Origin of the sequence: Haloglomus irregulare, assembly GCF_007421925.1 — an archaeon.
Lineage (GTDB): Archaea > Halobacteriota > Halobacteria > Halobacteriales > Haloarculaceae > Haloglomus > Haloglomus irregulare.
Map to the genome: position 1 here is coordinate 98,488 of NZ_QMDX01000006.1, position 16,868 is coordinate 115,355.

Sequence of the window (16,868 nt, forward strand, 5' to 3'; positions counted from 1 at the left end):
CGCTCGGTAGTGGATGACAGTGCATCCGCTGCCGGCCGTCACCGCCCTCCTCCTCCCGACTCCCGCACTGGCGGCGCCACTCGAGTTTCTCGGGTCGCTGTCCGGGCTGGCGGGACCCCCGCTCCCACGCCCGCTGCCCGTCGCCGACCTCCACGTCGGGCTCTTCCGGACGCTGGAGCGCGCCGTCAGGACCGCGACCGGGCCGCTCGGCCTGGTCATCATCTTCGTCTACAGCTTCCTCATCGCCTTTATCCTGCCGCTGCCGAGCGAAGTCGTGCTCGCGACCCCGCTGAACCTCGGACTGGGGTACTGGCCCGAGATCTCCCTCATCATCCTCGTCAGTGCGGCGGGCAAGGCGGCCGGGAGCCTGCTCGCGTTCGCGCTCGGTCACGGGGCCAAGCAGGCCGGGCCCGTCGTCCGGTGGCTCCGGAGCTCCCGGTTCGACGTCGTGGGGATGACCGAGCGCCGAACGGTCCAGCTCGCGAAGGATTACGGCTACGCCGGTCTCGCGCTGGCGCTCTGCGTGCCGGGTTTCCCCGACACGCTCTCCATCTACGCGTTCTCCGTCCTGGAGGAGGATTACGCCCGGTTCGCGGCCGCGACGTTCCTCGGGAGCGCCGGGCGGCTGGTCCTGGTACTGGCCGTGTTCAGGGGCGCGCTGGCCCTGTTCTGAGGCCCCGGACGGACGGCCGACGGGACCGTTCCACCGAACCGGCGGGTTTTAGCCCGGTCCCGCCCGGATTGGGGATATGAGTCACGAGCCGTTCCCCACCGACGGGACCACCGTCGTCACGTGTGGGCTGCCGTACGCGAACGGCGACCTCCACGTCGGCCATCTCCGGGGGTACGTCGCCGCGGACGCGTACAACCGCGCGCTCGGGAAGCTGGGCCAGGAGACCGCCTACGTCTGCGGGTCCGACATGCACGGGACCCCCATCGCCGTCAACGCCGCGGAGGCGGGTGTCTCCCCCGAGTCGTTCGCCCTGGAGTACCACGAGCAGTACCAGGAGACGTTCCCGGAGTTCGGCGTCGAGTTCGACAACTACGGCCACACCGACGACGCGACGAACACGGAGCTCACCCGCGACATCGTCCGGACGCTGGAGGACGAGGGCTACGTCTACGAGAAGGAGATCATGGTCGCCTTCGACCCGGAGGAGGGCCAGGCACTGCCCGACCGGTTCGTCGAGGGGACCTGCCCCTACTGCGGCGAGCGGGCCCGCGGTGACGAGTGCGACGAGGGCTGTGGCCGCCACCTCGAACCCGGGGAGATCGAGGCGCCCGAGTCGACCGTCACCGGCAACCCCGCGGAGTACCGCGAGCGCACGCACAGGTTCTTCCGCGTCTCCGAACTCCAGGCGTACCTCCAGGGGTTCATCGACCGGCTGGAGGGGACCGAGAACGCGAAGAACCAGCCCCGCGAGTGGATCGAGGGCGAGCTCCGGGACTGGTGTATCACCCGGGACATGGACTGGGGCGTCGACTACCCGGGCGAGGCGGGCGAGGGCGAGGACGGCCTCGTCCTCTACGTCTGGGTGGACGCCCCCATCGAGTACATCGCGAGCACCAGGCAGTACTCCGAGCGCGTCGGCGCCGACACCTACGACTGGGAGGAGGTCTGGACGGACGACGACGGCGAGATCGTCCACGTCATCGGCCGGGACATCATCCAGCACCACACCGTCTTCTGGCCGGCGATGCTCCACGCCGCGGGCTACACCGAGCCCCGCGCCGTGGCTGCGACGGGGTTCATCACTATCAACGGGAAGGGGCTCTCCACCTCCCGGAACCGGGCCATCTGGGCCCGGGAGTACCTCGACGAGGGGTTCCACCCGGACCTGCTGCGCTACTATCTCACGACCAACGGCGGCCTCCAGCAGGACGTCGACTTCTCCTGGGACAAGTTCCAGTCCCGGGTCAACAGCGAACTGGTCGGCGCGCTGGGGAACTTCGCCTACCGCTCGCTGCTGTTCGCCCAGCGCAACTACGGCGGCACGCCCGACACGGACGTCTCCGAGGCGGTGGCCGACCGCATCGACGAGGCGCTGGCGGCGTTCCGCGCGGCGGTCAACGACTACTCCGTCCGCGCGGTCGGCGAGGCCGCCCTCGACCTGGCGCGGTTCGGCAACGAGTACATCCAGCGCGAGGAGCCCTGGAACCTCGTCGACGAGGCCCCCGAGCGCGCCGAGCAGGTTATCCGCGACTGCGTCCAGCTGTCGGTCGCGCTCGCGGTCCTGTTCGAGCCCATCGCGCCGGACACCGCCGAGCGGCTCTACGACCAGGTCGGCGCCGACGGCGACGTCCACGCGGTCACGCTGGACGCCGCCCACGACGCCCCGGCCGCCGAGTTCGGCGAGCCCGACGAACTCGTCACGAAGATCGAGGACGACCGCGTCGAGACGCTGAACGAGAAGCTGGCCGAGCGCATCGCCGAATCCGCGAGCGACGAGGAGAGTGAGCCCACCGACGACACCGAGACCATGGACCTCGAACCCATCACCGACGACCGCGTTAGCTTCGACACGTTCCAGGACCTCGACCTCCGGGTCGGGCGCATCGAGACCGCCGAGCCCATCGAGGGCGCGGACAAGCTCGTCCGGCTGGAGGTGGACATCGGGGTCGAGACCCGGCAGGTCGTGGCCGGTATCCGCCAGCTCCACGAGGTAGACGACCTCCCCGGCACGAGGGTCGTCCTCGTCGCCAACCTGGAGAAGTCCGAGTTGTTCGGCGTCGAGTCGAACGGGATGCTGCTGGCGGCGGGCGAGGAGGCCGACCTGCTGACGACCCACGCCGACTCCCCGCCCGGGACGAAGATCCGGTGAGGGTGGGTCGCTACCGGAGCCGGCTCCACGCCGTTCGGTGGCGCTCAGTCCGGTGCTGGTCCGTGTGAGTTCTCCGGGGGTGAATCGCCGGGGCGGGCAGGCGTGCGCGGCGCCGGTTCGCGTGCGGTCGCGTGTCACAGGGCTTATCCACCGACGGGGAGAACGCACCCTGTGACTGGGACGCTCACGCAGGCGCTCTCGTACACGAGCCTGGCGGTCGTCGCCGCGTTGGTCGGTGGGGTGGTCGCCGTCTACCGGGCGCCTGGAGCACAGATGGAGAGCAACGTGCAGCACTTCGCTGCCGGTGTCGTCTTCGCCGCCGTCGCTGCCGAGTTGCTGCCGGACATCCACGACCGGTCGCCGACGGTCGTCGTGGCAGGATTCGCCGTCGGCGTCGTAGCGATGCTCGGCATCCACCGACTCAGCACGGCCATCGAGAAGCGAGGAGTCGGCGGCGAATACGCGGGGGCTGCCGGGCTCATCATCACGATCGCCATCGATATGCTCATCGACGGCGTGCTCATCGGCGTCAGCTTCATCGAGGAGGCCGCCACGGGGATCATCATCGCCGTGGCGCTCGCCATCGAGGTGCTGTTCCTCGGGGTCGCCGCCGTCGTGGCGCTACCGGACGGGATGGGACGGCTTCGGAAGGTCGCGGTGCCGGCGGCGTTCGGCGCGCTGTTGACGCTCGGTGTGGTGGTCGGCGTGCTCACGCTGGAGGGCGCCGCCGGGACGACGATCGCCGTCGTCCTGGCCTTCGGGGCGGCGGCGCTGCTGTACCTCGTCACCGAGGAGTTGCTGGTGAAGGCGAACTCGGTCCCGCAGACGCCGGTCTCGACGACGCTGTTCTTCGTGGGCTTCCTCTCGATATTCCTCCTCGATATCATCGGCTGAAGGCGGCTCCGTCTGGCCGCGGTCCGCTCGTTCAGTCGCCGTCGCCCTCCTCGGCGTGCGAACCCAGCCGCCCGGCGTGTTCGGCCACCAGCTCGGCGAACGCCCGGACCTCCCGCTCCTCCTGGACCTCGACGGGGCGGTCGTCCCGAATCCGCTCCGTGACCAGCCGCATCGCGGCCGGGTCGTTGCCGGCCAGCTCCTCGCTCACGGCCATGGGGTCCGTGACGACTCGCTGGACGAGCCCCATCCGGTGGGCCTCCTCGGCGTCGACGACGCGGCCGGAGACCGAGATGTCGAGGGCGTCGCCCTGGCCGACGATGCGCGGGAGCCGGGCGGTGCCCCCCCAGGCGCCGAAGAGGCCGAAGGTGACGCCGCTCTCGGCGAACGAGGCCGCGGGGGTCGCCACGCGGAGGTCGCAGGCCAGTGCGAGTTCGACGCCGCCACCCCGGGCCGCCCCGTCGACCCCGGCGACGACGACCGCGTCGCACTCGGCGAGCGCCCGGGTGGTCCGCTGGCCCGTCCGGACGAACGGCGCGACCACGTCCCGGGCCTCGTCGGGCGTCATCGGCGTCTCCCCCTCGGCGGCGTCGACCATCGTGGCGACCCGGCGGACCTCGGCGAGGTCGGCACCGGAGCAGAACGCGTCCCCGGCGCCGCGGAGGTGGACCACGGGCGGCGGGTCCTGTACGGCCGCGCGGATCGCGTCGAGCGCGTCGCCGCTGAGGGCGTTCCGTCGCTCCGGGCGGTCGATCGTCACGACACGGACGTCGCCCTCGTCGGCGACGCGGACGGCATCGCTCATGGGCGGGGGTGGTGGTGGTTTCCAAAGGCCTTTGCCCTCCGTCGGCGTACTCGCGGGCGATGGAGGAAGCCGCCGCGGTCCGTCGGGCCGCGACCGAGGCCGTCGCGGACGTGGTGCCCGACCGGTTCCGGTCGGACATCGAGTCCCTGATGGCCGAGGGGTCGGCGGTTCCAGGGGCGCTCACCCTGCTGGCCGCCACGGCCGCGCCCGACGGCCCGGCCGAGTTCGAGGCCCTCGACGGGCTGGTCGAGCGGGCGGCCGGGGTCCAACTCATCTACGACGGGCTCCGGGTCACCCGCGACCTCGCCCACGGGGACCCCTGGAGCGACGGCGACAGTGACCGCGGCGACATCGCGATCCTCGCGGCCGACGTGCTCGTCGCCCGGGGGTTCTACCTGCTCGCGCGGACGGAGGCGGCCGACCGCGCCGTCGCGGTCGTGCGCGCCTTCGGCCGCGGCCAGACCACCCGCCGCGAGGCCGACGACGTCTCGCTGGACCGTAACCTCGAGCGGGACGTGCTCGACCTCGCGCTGGTCGCCGGCACCACCGCCGGTGGCGGCGTGCCGCCCTCGGACCGTGAGTGGGTGCTCGAATCGCTGCTCCCGGCCGACGGCTTCCCGCCGGCCGGGGAGGCCCTCGACGGCATGACGGCCGACCTGACGCGGCTCACGACCGCCGAGGAGGGACGGGCCGTCGAGGGGAGCGGCGACTGATTCCGCCGGCCGGCGGCGGGCGGAAGCGAAACGCCTAAGAATCGAACTGGGCTACCAGTAGCCGGTGCCTGGGTAGCTTAGCGGTAAAGCGCGTCCTTGGTAAGGACGAGACCCCGGATTCAAATTCCGGCCTAGGCTCTTCTCGCGGGTCACTCGACGCGGAGCCGCAGCATCACCCGGTTCCCGTTCCACTCGCTCGTGCCGAAGGCCAGTTCGCCGCCGAACGACTCCGCCGACAGCGTCGCGAGCCAGAGGCCGAGGCCCGTGGGGTGTTCGACCTGGGACCGGTCCCCGGCGGACTCGATGGCCGTCCGTTCCGTCTCCGGGATGCGAGGCCCGTCGTCGTCGACGTAGAGTTCCACCCAGCCGGGGGCGTCGGCGGCCGTGACCCCGAGCCCCACCCGTGGCGTCTCGGCCGGGTTGTGCCGGACCGCGTTGTCGACGAGGCCGTCGAGCGTCGAGCGGAGCCGTTCGGTCGCGCGGACCGACAGCGAGTCCGGGCAGTCCAGCTCGACCGTCGCCGCGGTTGCTCGCCGGTACTCCTCGGCGAGCGACCGGAGTATCGGGACGACATCGACGGTGGCGTCGTCCGGCACGGTCGACCGCAGCTCGTTCCGGATGCGGGCCGATTCACGGGTCAGCGTCCGGAGCTCCCCCGCGGCCGCCCGGATGTCCTCGGCCGCGTCGCGGGCCGGGCCCGCCTCCTCGTCCAGCGTCGCCAGCAGTCGCTCCGCCTCCCCCAGGATGACGTTCGTCCGGTTCCGGAGGTTGTGTCGGAGCAGACGGTTCAGTACGTCGAACTGGCGTTCGTAGCTGTTGCGCTCGGTCAGGTCCGTGTAGACCGCGAACCCGTCGACCCGGTCGCTCGCGGTATCGGACGGGACGCCACGGTAGCGGAACTCCCGGAGCCCCTCGGCCGTCTCGCGCTTGACCCGGCGGCGGTTCACCTCGCCCGCGGCGGTCCGGGCGTCCAGCTCCCGCGCCTCCTCGGCCAGCCACTCCGGGACGATGTGGTCGTTCAGCGGTTCGCCCCGGATGCTCTCGCGGTCGTATCCGAACACCTCCACGAACGCACGGTTGACGCTACGGACGCGCGGCTCCCCGTCGACGATGGTGAACTCGACGACGGCGTCCTGGACGTGCTCGACGAGGTGTCGCCACCGGTCCGCCTCGACCCCGCCATGGCCGTCGTCGGACGGGGCATCAGATGTCATCGTTCGAGCACCCGACCCGAAGACGTATATCGTTTCCCCAATACGAAACGATGTTAGGGATTTATACTCGATTTAAGGTGGACGAAAAATCATCCTGGGCAGTCAGAATTCCTGTATCTGAAATTCTCGATATCTGTCGTTGTTTGGTGTGAAACCGGACCGGGGCGTCGGCTGTGGCCGGGAGGTGTATGCCGCCGGCGACGGGAGCACGGGCGACTGCCTGGAGCGGCGACCGCGCCGTATCGGGCGCTTGCGCGCTGACGTCGACGGAGTCGGCGCCCTCGTGCGGGTTCTCCCCGACGCGGTCGGCCAGGTCGGCCCGGCTTTCGGCGACTTCGTCGAGCTGCTCGTCGACGTTCTCGCGGAGGTCATCGAGCGCGTCCTGCCCGCCGGGGACGGCCGCCGCGGACGAACTCCGCGGAGTTCTCTTGTACGTCCATCACGGGGTCGACGGAGTCGACAACGGTCCCGTTGATGTCGCGCTGGACCGTCACGCCCGTCCGGACGGCCTCCTGGGTGGTCCGGACCGCACGGCGCTGTGCCTCGAACGCGGTTCCGAACGGCGAGTCGTTCCGGCTCATCGTGGATAGATCTACGCGGCCGGAATGCCGTATTTGCTCTATATCCCCGTTTGTCATCACTGTATGTCATCAAAGGAGTAGCGGACAACACGACCCCGCCGGGGAACACGCGGGCCAGCCGTCGCTCGGGCAGGTGGCTCGGCGGCTCGGGGACCGGACCGGCCAGGCGTGGGTCGGCGAGAACGGGTGGTGGAGGCGTCAGACCTCGGCGGAGGAGGTGTCGACGGGATACCTCTCACGTAGGTAGGCGACCGTCCGGTCGACCAGGTCCGGCCGTCGGGTCCAGAACCCCCGGTACGTGCCGGGGTCGGTCTCCTCGCAGACCAGCGCCACCTTCCGGTCGTCGTTCCCCCCGCCGTCGAAGACGACGAACCACGCCACCACCAACTCGCCGTCCGGCTCGGTGTGGAGGGTGTGGCTCCCGGCGTCCGGCACGTCGCCCGACTGCCCGAACAGGTGCGTGTCGACGAGCGAGGCGGCGATGCGTTCGTAGATGCGGCTGGTGCCGTACTCGTCGTCGATGCGGTCCAGCCGCTGGAACCCGGTGTACAGCGTCCCACGGCCCACGTCCAGCGCCTCCTCCTCGACGAGTCGGCTGATGTCGATGAGGTACTGCTTCCCGCCCCCGTCGACGCGGTAGCAGTCGCTCTCCGCACGGCGGAGCAGCGTCGGCCGCTCCACCGTCTCGAAGTCGGCGGCGTCGTCGGCGCGCTCGATGCGGACCGCCCGGTCCAGGATGCGCACCGGCGCCATATCGACCGGGTCGCTCCCGCGGTGGAGTATCGCCGTGTTCCGCGGGGTCTCCGTCGGCGTCTCGGTCGTCCGGACCTCGACGTTCAGCCGTTCGAAGTACGTCTCCAGCGACTCCAGCAGCGACGCGTCGTCGTCGTAGTTGAGTACCGTCAGGGTCTGTCGTTCCGCGGCGACCTCCTCGATGAGGCCGTGCAGCGAGTCCGGAACGGTCCGGGGCTGGGGCGTGTGCTCGTCGGTCGTCCCGACCGCCTCGGTCGCGCCGTCGGTGGGTGCCGGTCCCTCGGGGGCGGGGGACGCCTCGTCGTCGGGGGCCGGGAGCCACTCCGACGGCGCACCGGAGATACCCCGTAGCCGGTACTCCGGCCGTGGGCTCGCCTCGCGGAACTCCAGCAAGCCGTCCGTGAGCCCCCGGACCGTGCTCGACTCGTCGTCGGGGACCTCGGCCGGCAGGTAGCAGAAGGCGACCCCGTCGACGCTGCTGATGCGCCCGAGGATGACGTGGAGGAACCGGTAGACCCGGTCGAAGTCGCTGTAGACGGTGAGTGGGGAGAGCGAATCGACCACCAGTCGAACCCGGTCGTGACCGCGGTCGGCGAGAGCCTCCATCGCCTCCGTGACGCCGATACCGATACCGGTCAGGTCGGCCGGGGAGGAGCCGTACCAGGTCAGGTCCGCGTCGGTGTCCCCCGGGGCGGCGTCCTTCGTCGCGACGACGGCGAGCGGGGGGTCGGCCGTCCCCGTGGACGACGCGACGGCCTCCCGGACCTGCGCGGCACCCTGTGTCGTCGTCACGAGGATGGCCCCCTCGTTCGCATCGAGTCCCCGGGCCAGGAACCGATGGCCCAGCGCCCGCTCGCCGACGAGCGGCGGGCCAACGCCGAGTATCGTCTTCCCCGGCGCCAGCGAATCGACCGGGAGGATACCTCGCGTGTCGTACTCCATCCGGTAGCGATACGACACGCACCAGCATATATACCCGGCCCGACGACGGTCGGATCATCGGACCTCTCGATGGGGCAAGCCCGGTCCGGACCCCGCTCCGGAGCGATGAGACACACCCTCACAACCGTCCGGGCGTCCGATCGGCGCGCGGTGGCGGGGACGGACGACCCCGCGGTTGGCGGGCGTTCCGGTGCTCTGTCGGCCTGCTGGACGTCATCGACTCGGACCGCGGCGCCCCCGTCGACGACGCGGTGGGCGACGACGGAGGAGGAGCGCCGCGACTCGGGGTCAGACGCTCCCGGGATAGGAGTCCCCGGCCACGTCGACCGAGTCCACCCACGCCGGCCGCTCGTCCTCGGGGACGGTGAACCGCGAGCGCGCGTCCATGTACATGAAGATCATCGCGCGGCGCCAGTGGTCGGTGGTGTTCGCCGCGGTTCGATGGGGGAGCAGCGAGTGCTGGAAGAGGACGTCGCCGGCCTCCATCGGTAACTGCTCCATCTCCCCGAGGTCCTCCGGGATGACGATGTCCGTCTCGTAGTCCTGGGTCTCGTGCTCCAGCAGCCCGTCAGTGTGCCCGCCGGGCAACACCTCCATACAGCCGTTCGCCGGGGTCGCGTCGTCCAGGGCGATCCAGGTCGTGACCTGGTCGTACGGGCGGACGGGGTAGTACGCGGAGTCCTGGTGGAGCCCCTTCTCGCTCCCGACGTGTGGCGGCTTGAACATCGCGGCGCTGCGCAGCAGCTTCACGTCCGGCCCCAGCAGGTCCCGGGCCGGCGTGACGATGCGGTCGTCGGTCGCGAGGTCGTGGACCACCGCGTCGTCGAGCAGGCCGAGGCCCTCGTACTTCCGGACGGCGTCGGACTCGTCGACGCTCCCGTCCGCCGCCTCCGGCTCGACCTGCTGTTTGAACCCCTCGACCGGGCGGTCCCCGTGCGTGTACTCGCGCAGGCGCTCGCGTACCCGGGAGACGGTGTCCTCGTCGAACAGCCCGCGCTTGAGGACGTACCCTTCGCGCTGGTACTGCGCGAACTCCGCGTCGGTAAGCGACTCCAGTGGCATACGAACGATTACCAGCTGGTACCACTTAGGGATGCGCGTTCGGCCGGCGGCGCGTCAGCGGGTGACGAGCGAGGAGAGCACCCGGCCCTCCACCTTCCGGAGGTGCTCGCCGATGGTGCCGGCCGAGAGCCCCACCTTCTCGGCGATGTCCTCGTGCGTGGCGCGGCGGGGGACCTCGTAGTAGCCCTGCTCGACGGCGGCCTCCAGGACCTCGCGCTGGCGGGCGGTCAGAGCCCCGTACAGTTTGTCCGCCTCCGGGTGGTAGTCGCCGATACCCTCCAGCGAGACCCTGACGCCCTCCGGGACCTCGTCGATAGCGCGCTGGATGGTGGCGTCGTCGCCGACGATGGTGACGCGTATCCCACCCCCACGGGTGCACTCCAGCGGCGTCTGCAGCACCACCTCGTTGTCCTGGATGATGCCCATCAGCCTCGCCGATATCTCGTCCGGCTCGATGTGGAGGTAGACCAGCCCCTCCCCCTCGCCGGAGCCGTCGACGGCGATGACCGGATCCTGGTCCCGGAGCCGCTCCACCGCTCGGTCGATCTCCCCACGGAGCGAGTACAGCATGACGATGGTGCCGTCGTTCAGGAGGTTGACCTGATGGACCAGGTCCCGCTCGACCGTCGACGACTCGACGAGGACCGCGTCGGCGGGGTTCAGGCCGCCGTCCCGCGGCGTTATCACGACGGTCGCGTATCGCATACCCGCCTCCTGGGCGGCGAACGACTTTATCCCTTTCACTGCAGGTGTCTGAATATATATCCAGTCACGGGGGGTCGTCCGGGCGCTGCCGACCAGGTAGTTAAGCGGCCCTCACATCGCCGGCGTTACTGCGAGGGGTTGACGGAGCACAGTACAGGCTGGATTATGAGCCGATACGCGGACGCCGGCCGAGACCTCCGACTGGACCCCGATGGGCGCGTCGGCGGCTACTTCAAGCACGCCGTCTACAACCATTGGGACCCCTACGAGGACATCGAACAGGACCTCATCGAGCAGGACCGCGACCGCATGATGAACGCCGGCGAGGAGGCCATCACCGAGGACGGCTTCGACGACCTCCGCCAGACGGTGGCCCTCTTCGGCGCCGGGGAGGAGGCCGTCACCGAGGACCTCGCCCCGTTGACCATCGCGATGGACGACATCAACGATCAGATGTTCGTCGCCAGCCAGGTCTACGAGGAGGCCAAGCACACCGCCTTCTTCGACCGCTACTGGCGCGAGGTCATCAACCCCGTCGCCGAGCACCACGACATCGAGGTGACCGCACCCACCGACGACCGCTACTTCATGCCGGCCTACGAGCAGCTGTTCGACGACACGGAGGCCGCGATGCACCGGCTGCTCGAGGAGGACACCCCCGAGAACCGCGTGAGAGCGTTCTGTCACTACCACCTCGCGGTCGAGTCCGTCCTCGCACAGACCGGCTACTACGGCATCACCTCCTCGTTCTCCGAGCGCGGTGACGACCTGCTGGTCGACGACGCGCCCGACTTCCCGAACCTGGCGGGGCTCGTCAGGGGCGTCGGCTTCATCCGCTCGGACGAGGGGCGCCACGTCGGCTTCGGTATGTACCACGTCCAGGAGCATCTCGCCAACGACAGCGTCGACGAGAGCGTCGTCCAGGACGTGCTCCAGGAGCAGATGCCCAACGTCGCCCGTATCGTCTCCTTCTCCGATTCGGGCTTCCTCGACGCCGCGCCGCTCGTCGAGTACGCCAGCGACAAGCTCACCCGTCGCATCGAGATCATCACCGACTCGGAGGCCGAGATCCCCGATGTCGAGGAGCTCGTCACGCTCGACGACGGTGACACCACCACCCGCTCGCCCGCGGCCAGCGACGACTAACTGGAGCTTTTATCCGAGCTTTTTTCGCCTCGGGTTTCCTCGCTCGCCGGCGCCTTCGGCGCCGGCTCGCTGCGGGAACCGCTCGGCGGAAAAAACGTTCAGAAAAAAGGCCGGCACTCGGGCGCTGCGCGCCCTCGTGCCGGGGAACCGCGCTCGCTTCGCTCGCGCGGACGCATCTAATTTAGACGGAGGAATTGTGGCATTATTCCTGTCCTTTCATCTTAGCGTACGTCTTGATGTTTTATACGTACTATTGTCCGATTGTTGGGCTTCAACCGCGGATGCATACGCGCGCCTCCGGCGCGCGTTTTGGTTCGAGGCGACTTCGTCGCCTCGTCATCCCGAAATCGCCGATTTTCGGAGACACCGCTGGCTCCCTCCGGTCGCCAGCGGCTTTTTTTAACTTTTTTGCGCCGGGTGGTTCCCGCAGCGCGCCCGAAGGGCGCGCGAGGAAACCCGAGGCGGAAAAGAACTCGTTACAGTTCCCCGAGCTTCCGCAGGAGCTGGCCCTCGTACTCCTCGTCGGCGCGGGTCCCCTTCAGTTCGAGGACGTTCCGTTCGAGCGTGTCGAGCGCGACGTGGAAGGCGGACTCGGCGCCGTAGCCCTCGCCGGAGCCGGCGACCTGCCCGAGGTTGGTCCGGAGGCGGATCTGGCACTGGACCAGCGGGGTGCCACGGAGCGTCTCGCGGTGCTCGTGGAACCGGACGTGGGCGTGCTGGACCTGCATCTTGGCGAACTTGTCGGCGGTCGCCTCGACCTCCTGGACGATCGCCTCGCGGGAGATGGTCTCCAGCAGCGCGACGTTCGTGATCTGCACGTCCATGTACTCCTCCTCGGTGTACGAGAGCGCGCGCAGCACGTCCGTCTTGGTGATGATGCCGGCGATGGTGTCGTCGCCGTCGTCCGGGGTGACGACGAGGCCGGCGTAGTTCTGCTCGAGCATCCGCTCGACGGCCTCGCGGACGGTCGCGTCGGCGGCGACCGTCGTCGCCGGACTGCTCATCAGGTCCTCGACCGGGAGGTCGAGCAGGCGGTCGATATCGCCCGCGCGGTCGCCGCGGGTCGCGCGGTCCCGTCGCTGGACGACGAAATTGGCGATGTCGTGGGTCGTCAGGACGCCGGTCAGTTGGCCGTCGTCGGCGACGACCGGGAGCCGGGAGATGCCGTTCTCGCGGAGCACGTTGATGGCGCGGCCGACGCCTTCCTCCTCGCGGACGGTCACGACCTCCGGCGTGGCGATCTGCTCGACGGTCAGCACGTCGAGGTTCGAAAGCACCGCCTCGAGGATGTCGTTCTCCCTGACGACCCCCCACAGCCGGCCGGCCTCGAACACGGGCGCCAGCTTCACGCCGCCCTCGACCAGCATCCGCGCCACGTCGCGGACGTTCTCCGTCCGGTCGACCTGTGGCGCCGTGCGGGTCAGCTTCCCGGCCTTCGTGTCGTCGTCGACGTGCGACTGGAGGAGCTGTTTCTCCGTGATGACGCCGGCGTACTCGCCGTCCTCCATCACTAAGATGCTCTTCGGTCCCCCTCCATCGAACGACGACCGAACCTTGGCTACCCGCTCGTCGCTGTCCACCTGCGTGTACTCACGGGTCGCGATATCTGCGATATCCATCTGTCTCTCAACTGGAGTTGGCAGCCCGCGGTCTTAAGATTGGTTCCCACCCCGACCGGCCGGGAACCGGTCGCCGTCGGTCCGTACACCACGCTACCGCCGGACCGTCGGGACCGGGACCTCGTCCAGCACGGCGTCGACGATGGCGCTCCGGGAGACGTCGTTGACGCGGGCGTCGGCGGTCAACACGAGCCGGTGGGCCATCGTCGGCTCCGCCACGTCCCGGATGTCGTCCGGAGTGGTGTAGTCCCGCCCCTGCACGACGGCACGGGCCCGCGAGAGCTCGAACAGTCGCTGGGTCCCCCGCGGGGAGACGCCCACCTCCACCTGCGGGTGCTGCCGGGTGGCCTGGGCCAGCCGCGTCATGTAGGTCCGCAGGTCCGGGTCGACCGTGACGCGCTCGGGGACTGCCTGCAGGTCGCGGACGGCATCGGGCGTGAGCACCTGCCAGGCGGTCGGCGTCGGCTCGTCGCGCTCGGCCCGCCGGTTCAGCATCTCCACCTCGCGGTCCGGCTCGGGGTAGCCGATGCTCGACTTGAGGTGGAACCGGTCGATCTGGGCCTCCGGCAGCGGGAAAGTGCCCTCCTGCTCGATGGGGTTCATCGTCGCGATGACGAGGAACGGCTCCGGGAGGTCGTGGGTCCGTCCGTCGACGGTGACCTGGCCCTCCTCCATCGCCTCCAGCAGCGCGGCCTGGGTCTTGGGCGGCGCCCGGTTGATCTCGTCCGCCAGGACGACGTTGCCGAACACCGGCCCGGGACTGAACTCGAACTCGCGGTCGCGCTCGTTGAACACGTACGAACCGGTCACGTCCGCTGGGAGGAGGTCCGGCGTGAACTGGACCCGGGAGAACTCCAGGCCGAGCGCCGTCGCCAGCGCCCGCGCGGTCAGCGTCTTCCCCGTCCCCGGCACGTCCTCCAGCAGCACGTGGCCCCCGGCCACGACGCCGGTCATCACCGTCCCGACGAACGCCTCGCGGGTGACCACCACGTCGGAGACGGACTCGACGACCTCGCTCGCGCGTCGGCCCGCGTCCGCGAAGTCCATGCTGGCGGGTCGGCCCCGGTCGGTAAATGCGTGCCGACCGCCGGGGTCCGTTCGGTCAGTGGCGCCGCGACGGCGACCTCACCATCCAGCAGCGCGAGCGCGGTCCAGCTCCGCGACGGACCCGGCCCATACCCCCTGCCGTTCCAGCCAGCGTCGCGGGCCTCGTGCGCGCCGGCCTCGCAGGAGGTGTAGACCTCGTCGAACCGGGCGGTCAGGCCGTGGGTGTCGGGCCTGCCGGTCCCCCACTCCGGGAGGCCGTTGGCGAGCACGCCCGGCCGGCAGCCCGCCGCCGTTAGCCGGTCCAGCAGGGCGGGCACGCCCTCCAGGGCCGGGGGCCCGCGTACTCGGCTCGGGACAGCGTCGCCACCATCTCGTCGACGTCGGGCCCGCCGACCGGGTAGCCCTCCTCACGGGCCCGGTCGGCGACGGTCCGTATCGCCGGACCGGGGCCGGCTCCAGCCCCGCGAACCGCTCGACGGACGCCCCGTCGTAGGCCGCCACCGGCCCGTCCGGAGCCCGCCCGAGATGGGTGTCGAGCACCGCCGCGACGAACGGCCCGTACGGGCGGCTGAACTGCAGCAGCGTCCCGTCGAGGTGGGAGTGGACGGCCGTGGTCACGACCTGACGGGTCGCTCCCGTGGGGGATTCGTTGTGAGGACTCGACGGGGGCCGGCTACGTTCCGCCCACACACGGCGTCACGCCTCGGTCTCCCTCCATCGCCGTCCACGCCGCGTCGAGGTCCCCGAACCAGCCCCCCCTCACGGGGCCCATCGGCATCGCTGTGGACGTTGGCGAACCGTCCGGCGACCGTCCGCCCGCCGTCCGCGGCGTCGGCACGCGGCGAGAGCGTCCAGCGCGCGCCGTACGTGGTGTCGGCCTCGGCGGTGATGTCGTCGTGTTCGAACCGGACCCTCTCCGTCGTCCCCTCGACCTGCTCGACCAGCGTCCAGTCCTCGTCGGGCCACGCCGGGACGACGGCGTCGGGCGGGTCCGAACCACCGTTCCCAGTCCGGGTCCACGAGAGGGTCAGCGCCACCGAACCGGCGCCGCCGTTTCCCTCGGGGCGGCACTCCGTTGCAAGCGACAGTTCCAGATCGGACCGCTCGTGCGTCGCTCCGGCCAGGCCCGTGACGGCCGAGCGGCCGGCCAGCGCGGTACAGCCGGCACCGACAGCCGACAGGACCGCACGACGCGACCGACTCATCATCGAACGCCTCCGTCCGTGGGCGACGGCCGGGCGGCCCGTCCCGAAGTGGAGGGTGTTTGCGTATCCGTCGGCAGACCGACCGGCGGCTTCGTTCCTGTGGCGCGGCCGTCACCGGACCCGCCGTGTGGCCCCGACCGAAAGCACCAACCGCCCCGCCCGGCTGGCTGTGGTATGCTCTCGGTCGCGCTGGCGGGCAAGCCCAACGCGGGCAAGTCCACGTTCTACACCGCCGCCACGCTGGCGGACGTCGACGTCGGCAACTACCCGTTCACCACCATCGACCCGAACCGGGGGGTCTCGCACGTCCGGACACACTGCCCCTGCGTCGACCACGAGGAGCGCTGCGGCGACGAGCACTGCCACGACGGGAAGCGCTACGTCCCCGTCGAACTGCTCGACGTGGCCGGATTGGTCCCCGGCGCGCACGAGGGTCGCGGACTGGGCAACCAGTTCCTCGACGCGCTGACCGGCGCGGACGTCATCCTCAACGTCGTGGACGCGGCCGGCGAGACGAACGCCGAGGGGGAACCGGTCGAGGTCGACGACTACGACCCCGTCGAGGACGTCGAGTTCATCCAGGAGGAGCTGGACCTCTGGCTGGCGGGTATCGTGACGGAGAACTGGGAGTCGATCGAGCGCAAGGCTCGCTCGCCGGATTTCGACCAGGAGGCGGCGCTGACGGAGATGCTCACCGGCGTCGGCGCCACGGAGTACGACGTGATGATGGTCCTCCGCGACATCGACTACCCGGACGATCCCAGCAAGTGGACCGACGCGGACCGGGAGCGCCTCGCGCGGGGGATCCGCGAGCAGACGAAGCCGCTGGTCGTGGTCGCCAACAAGGCCGACATCGCGCCCGACGGGAACGTGGAGCGGCTCCGCGAGGCCGCCGACCACCTCGTCCCCGCCACCGCGGAGGGCGAACTCGCGCTCCGGCGGGCCGTCGGGGCCGGCGTCATCGACTACGACCCCGGTGACGGGGACTTCAGCATCACCGGCGACCTGAGTGACGCCCAGCGGCGGGGGCTCGAACGGGTGCGTGAGGTGATGGCGGAGTTCGGCGGCACCGGCGTCCAGGCGGCGATGAACCACGCCGTCTACGACCTGCTCGACCGCATCACCGTCTACCCCGTCCAGAACGAGACCCACTGGACCGACGGCCAGGGGAACGTCCTCCCCGACGCCGTCCTCCTCCCCTCGGGGTCGGGCCCGAAGGACCTCGCGTACGCGGTCCACTCCGACATCGGCGACGGCTACCTCCACGCCGTCGACGCCCGCGAGAACCGCCGCATCGGCGAGGACCACGAACTGGCGGAGGGCGACGTCATCAAGGTCGTCTCGACGGCGAACTAGAGGACGG

General features: G+C 70.2%; 15 protein-coding genes and 1 tRNA gene. 7 read left to right on the plus strand and 9 right to left on the minus strand.

What is annotated here, in order from left to right; translation table 11 throughout:
- The first annotated feature begins 19 nt into the window (after nt 1–19).
- The 3 genes from DP107_RS11195 (at nt 20) to DP107_RS11205 (ending at nt 3,716) form a co-directional block, all read left to right on the plus strand.
- Complete coding sequence (locus DP107_RS11195; protein ID WP_394348541.1) at nt 20–673, plus strand: YqaA family protein; 654 nt, start codon at nt 20–22, stop codon at nt 671–673.
- A 76-nt stretch (nt 674–749) separates the two neighbouring features.
- Nucleotides 750–2,822 carry a methionine--tRNA ligase gene (metG, locus tag DP107_RS11200; protein ID WP_144262251.1) on the plus strand — a complete coding sequence of 691 codons (2,073 nt, stop codon included), beginning with the start codon at nt 750–752 and terminating at the stop codon, nt 2,820–2,822.
- Nucleotides 2,823–2,993: 171 nt separating this feature from the next.
- Nucleotides 2,994–3,716 carry a ZIP family metal transporter gene (locus DP107_RS11205; RefSeq protein ID WP_144262252.1) on the plus strand — a complete coding sequence of 241 codons (723 nt, stop codon included), beginning with the start codon at nt 2,994–2,996 and terminating at the stop codon, nt 3,714–3,716.
- Nucleotides 3,717–3,747: 31 nt separating this feature from the next.
- Here DP107_RS11205 and DP107_RS11210 read toward each other — a convergent pair whose 3' ends face one another.
- Nucleotides 3,748–4,518, minus strand: a complete 771-nt coding sequence (locus DP107_RS11210; RefSeq protein ID WP_144262253.1) for an enoyl-CoA hydratase/isomerase family protein — start codon at nt 4,516–4,518, stop codon at nt 3,748–3,750.
- A 59-nt stretch (nt 4,519–4,577) separates the two neighbouring features.
- Between DP107_RS11210 and DP107_RS11215 the strand changes: the two genes are divergently transcribed.
- Both DP107_RS11215 and DP107_RS11220 read left to right on the plus strand, forming a co-directional pair.
- Nucleotides 4,578–5,231 carry a DUF7114 family protein gene (locus DP107_RS11215; RefSeq protein WP_144262254.1) on the plus strand — a complete coding sequence of 218 codons (654 nt, stop codon included), beginning with the start codon at nt 4,578–4,580 and terminating at the stop codon, nt 5,229–5,231.
- A gap of 66 nt (nt 5,232–5,297) precedes the next feature.
- Nucleotides 5,298–5,369: transfer RNA gene (locus DP107_RS11220), tRNA-Thr, on the plus strand.
- An 11-nt stretch (nt 5,370–5,380) separates the two neighbouring features.
- On the opposite strand, the gene DP107_RS11225 is transcribed toward DP107_RS11220, so the two are convergent.
- From DP107_RS11225 to DP107_RS11245, 5 genes are all read right to left on the minus strand, one after another.
- Nucleotides 5,381–6,445 carry a PAS domain-containing sensor histidine kinase gene (locus tag DP107_RS11225; RefSeq protein WP_144262255.1) on the minus strand — a complete coding sequence of 355 codons (1,065 nt, stop codon included), beginning with the start codon at nt 6,443–6,445 and terminating at the stop codon, nt 5,381–5,383.
- A gap of 368 nt (nt 6,446–6,813) precedes the next feature.
- Complete coding sequence (locus DP107_RS11230; RefSeq protein WP_144262256.1) at nt 6,814–7,026, minus strand: hypothetical protein; 213 nt, start codon at nt 7,024–7,026, stop codon at nt 6,814–6,816.
- Between the two features lie 198 nt (nt 7,027–7,224).
- The gene (locus DP107_RS11235; protein WP_144262257.1) at nt 7,225–8,721 is read right to left on the minus strand and encodes a DUF7504 family protein; all 1,497 of its coding nucleotides are present in this window, start codon (nt 8,719–8,721) and stop codon (nt 7,225–7,227) included.
- Between the two features lie 288 nt (nt 8,722–9,009).
- The gene (locus DP107_RS11240; RefSeq protein WP_144262258.1) at nt 9,010–9,783 is read right to left on the minus strand and encodes a phytanoyl-CoA dioxygenase family protein; all 774 of its coding nucleotides are present in this window, start codon (nt 9,781–9,783) and stop codon (nt 9,010–9,012) included.
- Between the two features lie 54 nt (nt 9,784–9,837).
- The gene (locus tag DP107_RS11245) at nt 9,838–10,488 is read right to left on the minus strand and encodes a helix-turn-helix domain-containing protein (RefSeq protein ID WP_144262259.1); all 651 of its coding nucleotides are present in this window, start codon (nt 10,486–10,488) and stop codon (nt 9,838–9,840) included.
- Nucleotides 10,489–10,653: 165 nt separating this feature from the next.
- Between DP107_RS11245 and DP107_RS11250 the strand changes: the two genes are divergently transcribed.
- On the plus strand, nt 10,654–11,634 hold the full coding sequence (locus DP107_RS11250; RefSeq protein ID WP_144262260.1) for a ferritin family protein: 981 nt from the start codon (nt 10,654–10,656) through the stop codon (nt 11,632–11,634).
- Between the two features lie 476 nt (nt 11,635–12,110).
- On the opposite strand, the gene DP107_RS11255 is transcribed toward DP107_RS11250, so the two are convergent.
- The 3 genes from DP107_RS11255 to DP107_RS11265 all read right to left on the minus strand — a co-directional run bounded on the left by DP107_RS11255 (nt 12,111) and on the right by DP107_RS11265 (nt 15,505).
- Nucleotides 12,111–13,253, minus strand: coding sequence for a CBS domain-containing protein (locus DP107_RS11255; RefSeq protein WP_144262261.1), 1,143 nt, complete (start codon nt 13,251–13,253; stop codon nt 12,111–12,113).
- Nucleotides 13,254–13,346: 93 nt separating this feature from the next.
- Complete coding sequence (locus DP107_RS11260) at nt 13,347–14,300, minus strand: AAA family ATPase (RefSeq protein ID WP_144262262.1); 954 nt, start codon at nt 14,298–14,300, stop codon at nt 13,347–13,349.
- Between the two features lie 614 nt (nt 14,301–14,914).
- Nucleotides 14,915–15,505, minus strand: a complete 591-nt coding sequence (locus DP107_RS11265) for a hypothetical protein (RefSeq protein WP_185977274.1) — start codon at nt 15,503–15,505, stop codon at nt 14,915–14,917.
- 174 nt (nt 15,506–15,679) lie between these two features.
- Between DP107_RS11265 and DP107_RS11270 the strand changes: the two genes are divergently transcribed.
- Nucleotides 15,680–16,861, plus strand: coding sequence for a redox-regulated ATPase YchF (locus DP107_RS11270; RefSeq protein WP_144262264.1), 1,182 nt, complete (start codon nt 15,680–15,682; stop codon nt 16,859–16,861).
- Nucleotides 16,862–16,868 lie beyond the last annotated feature (7 nt).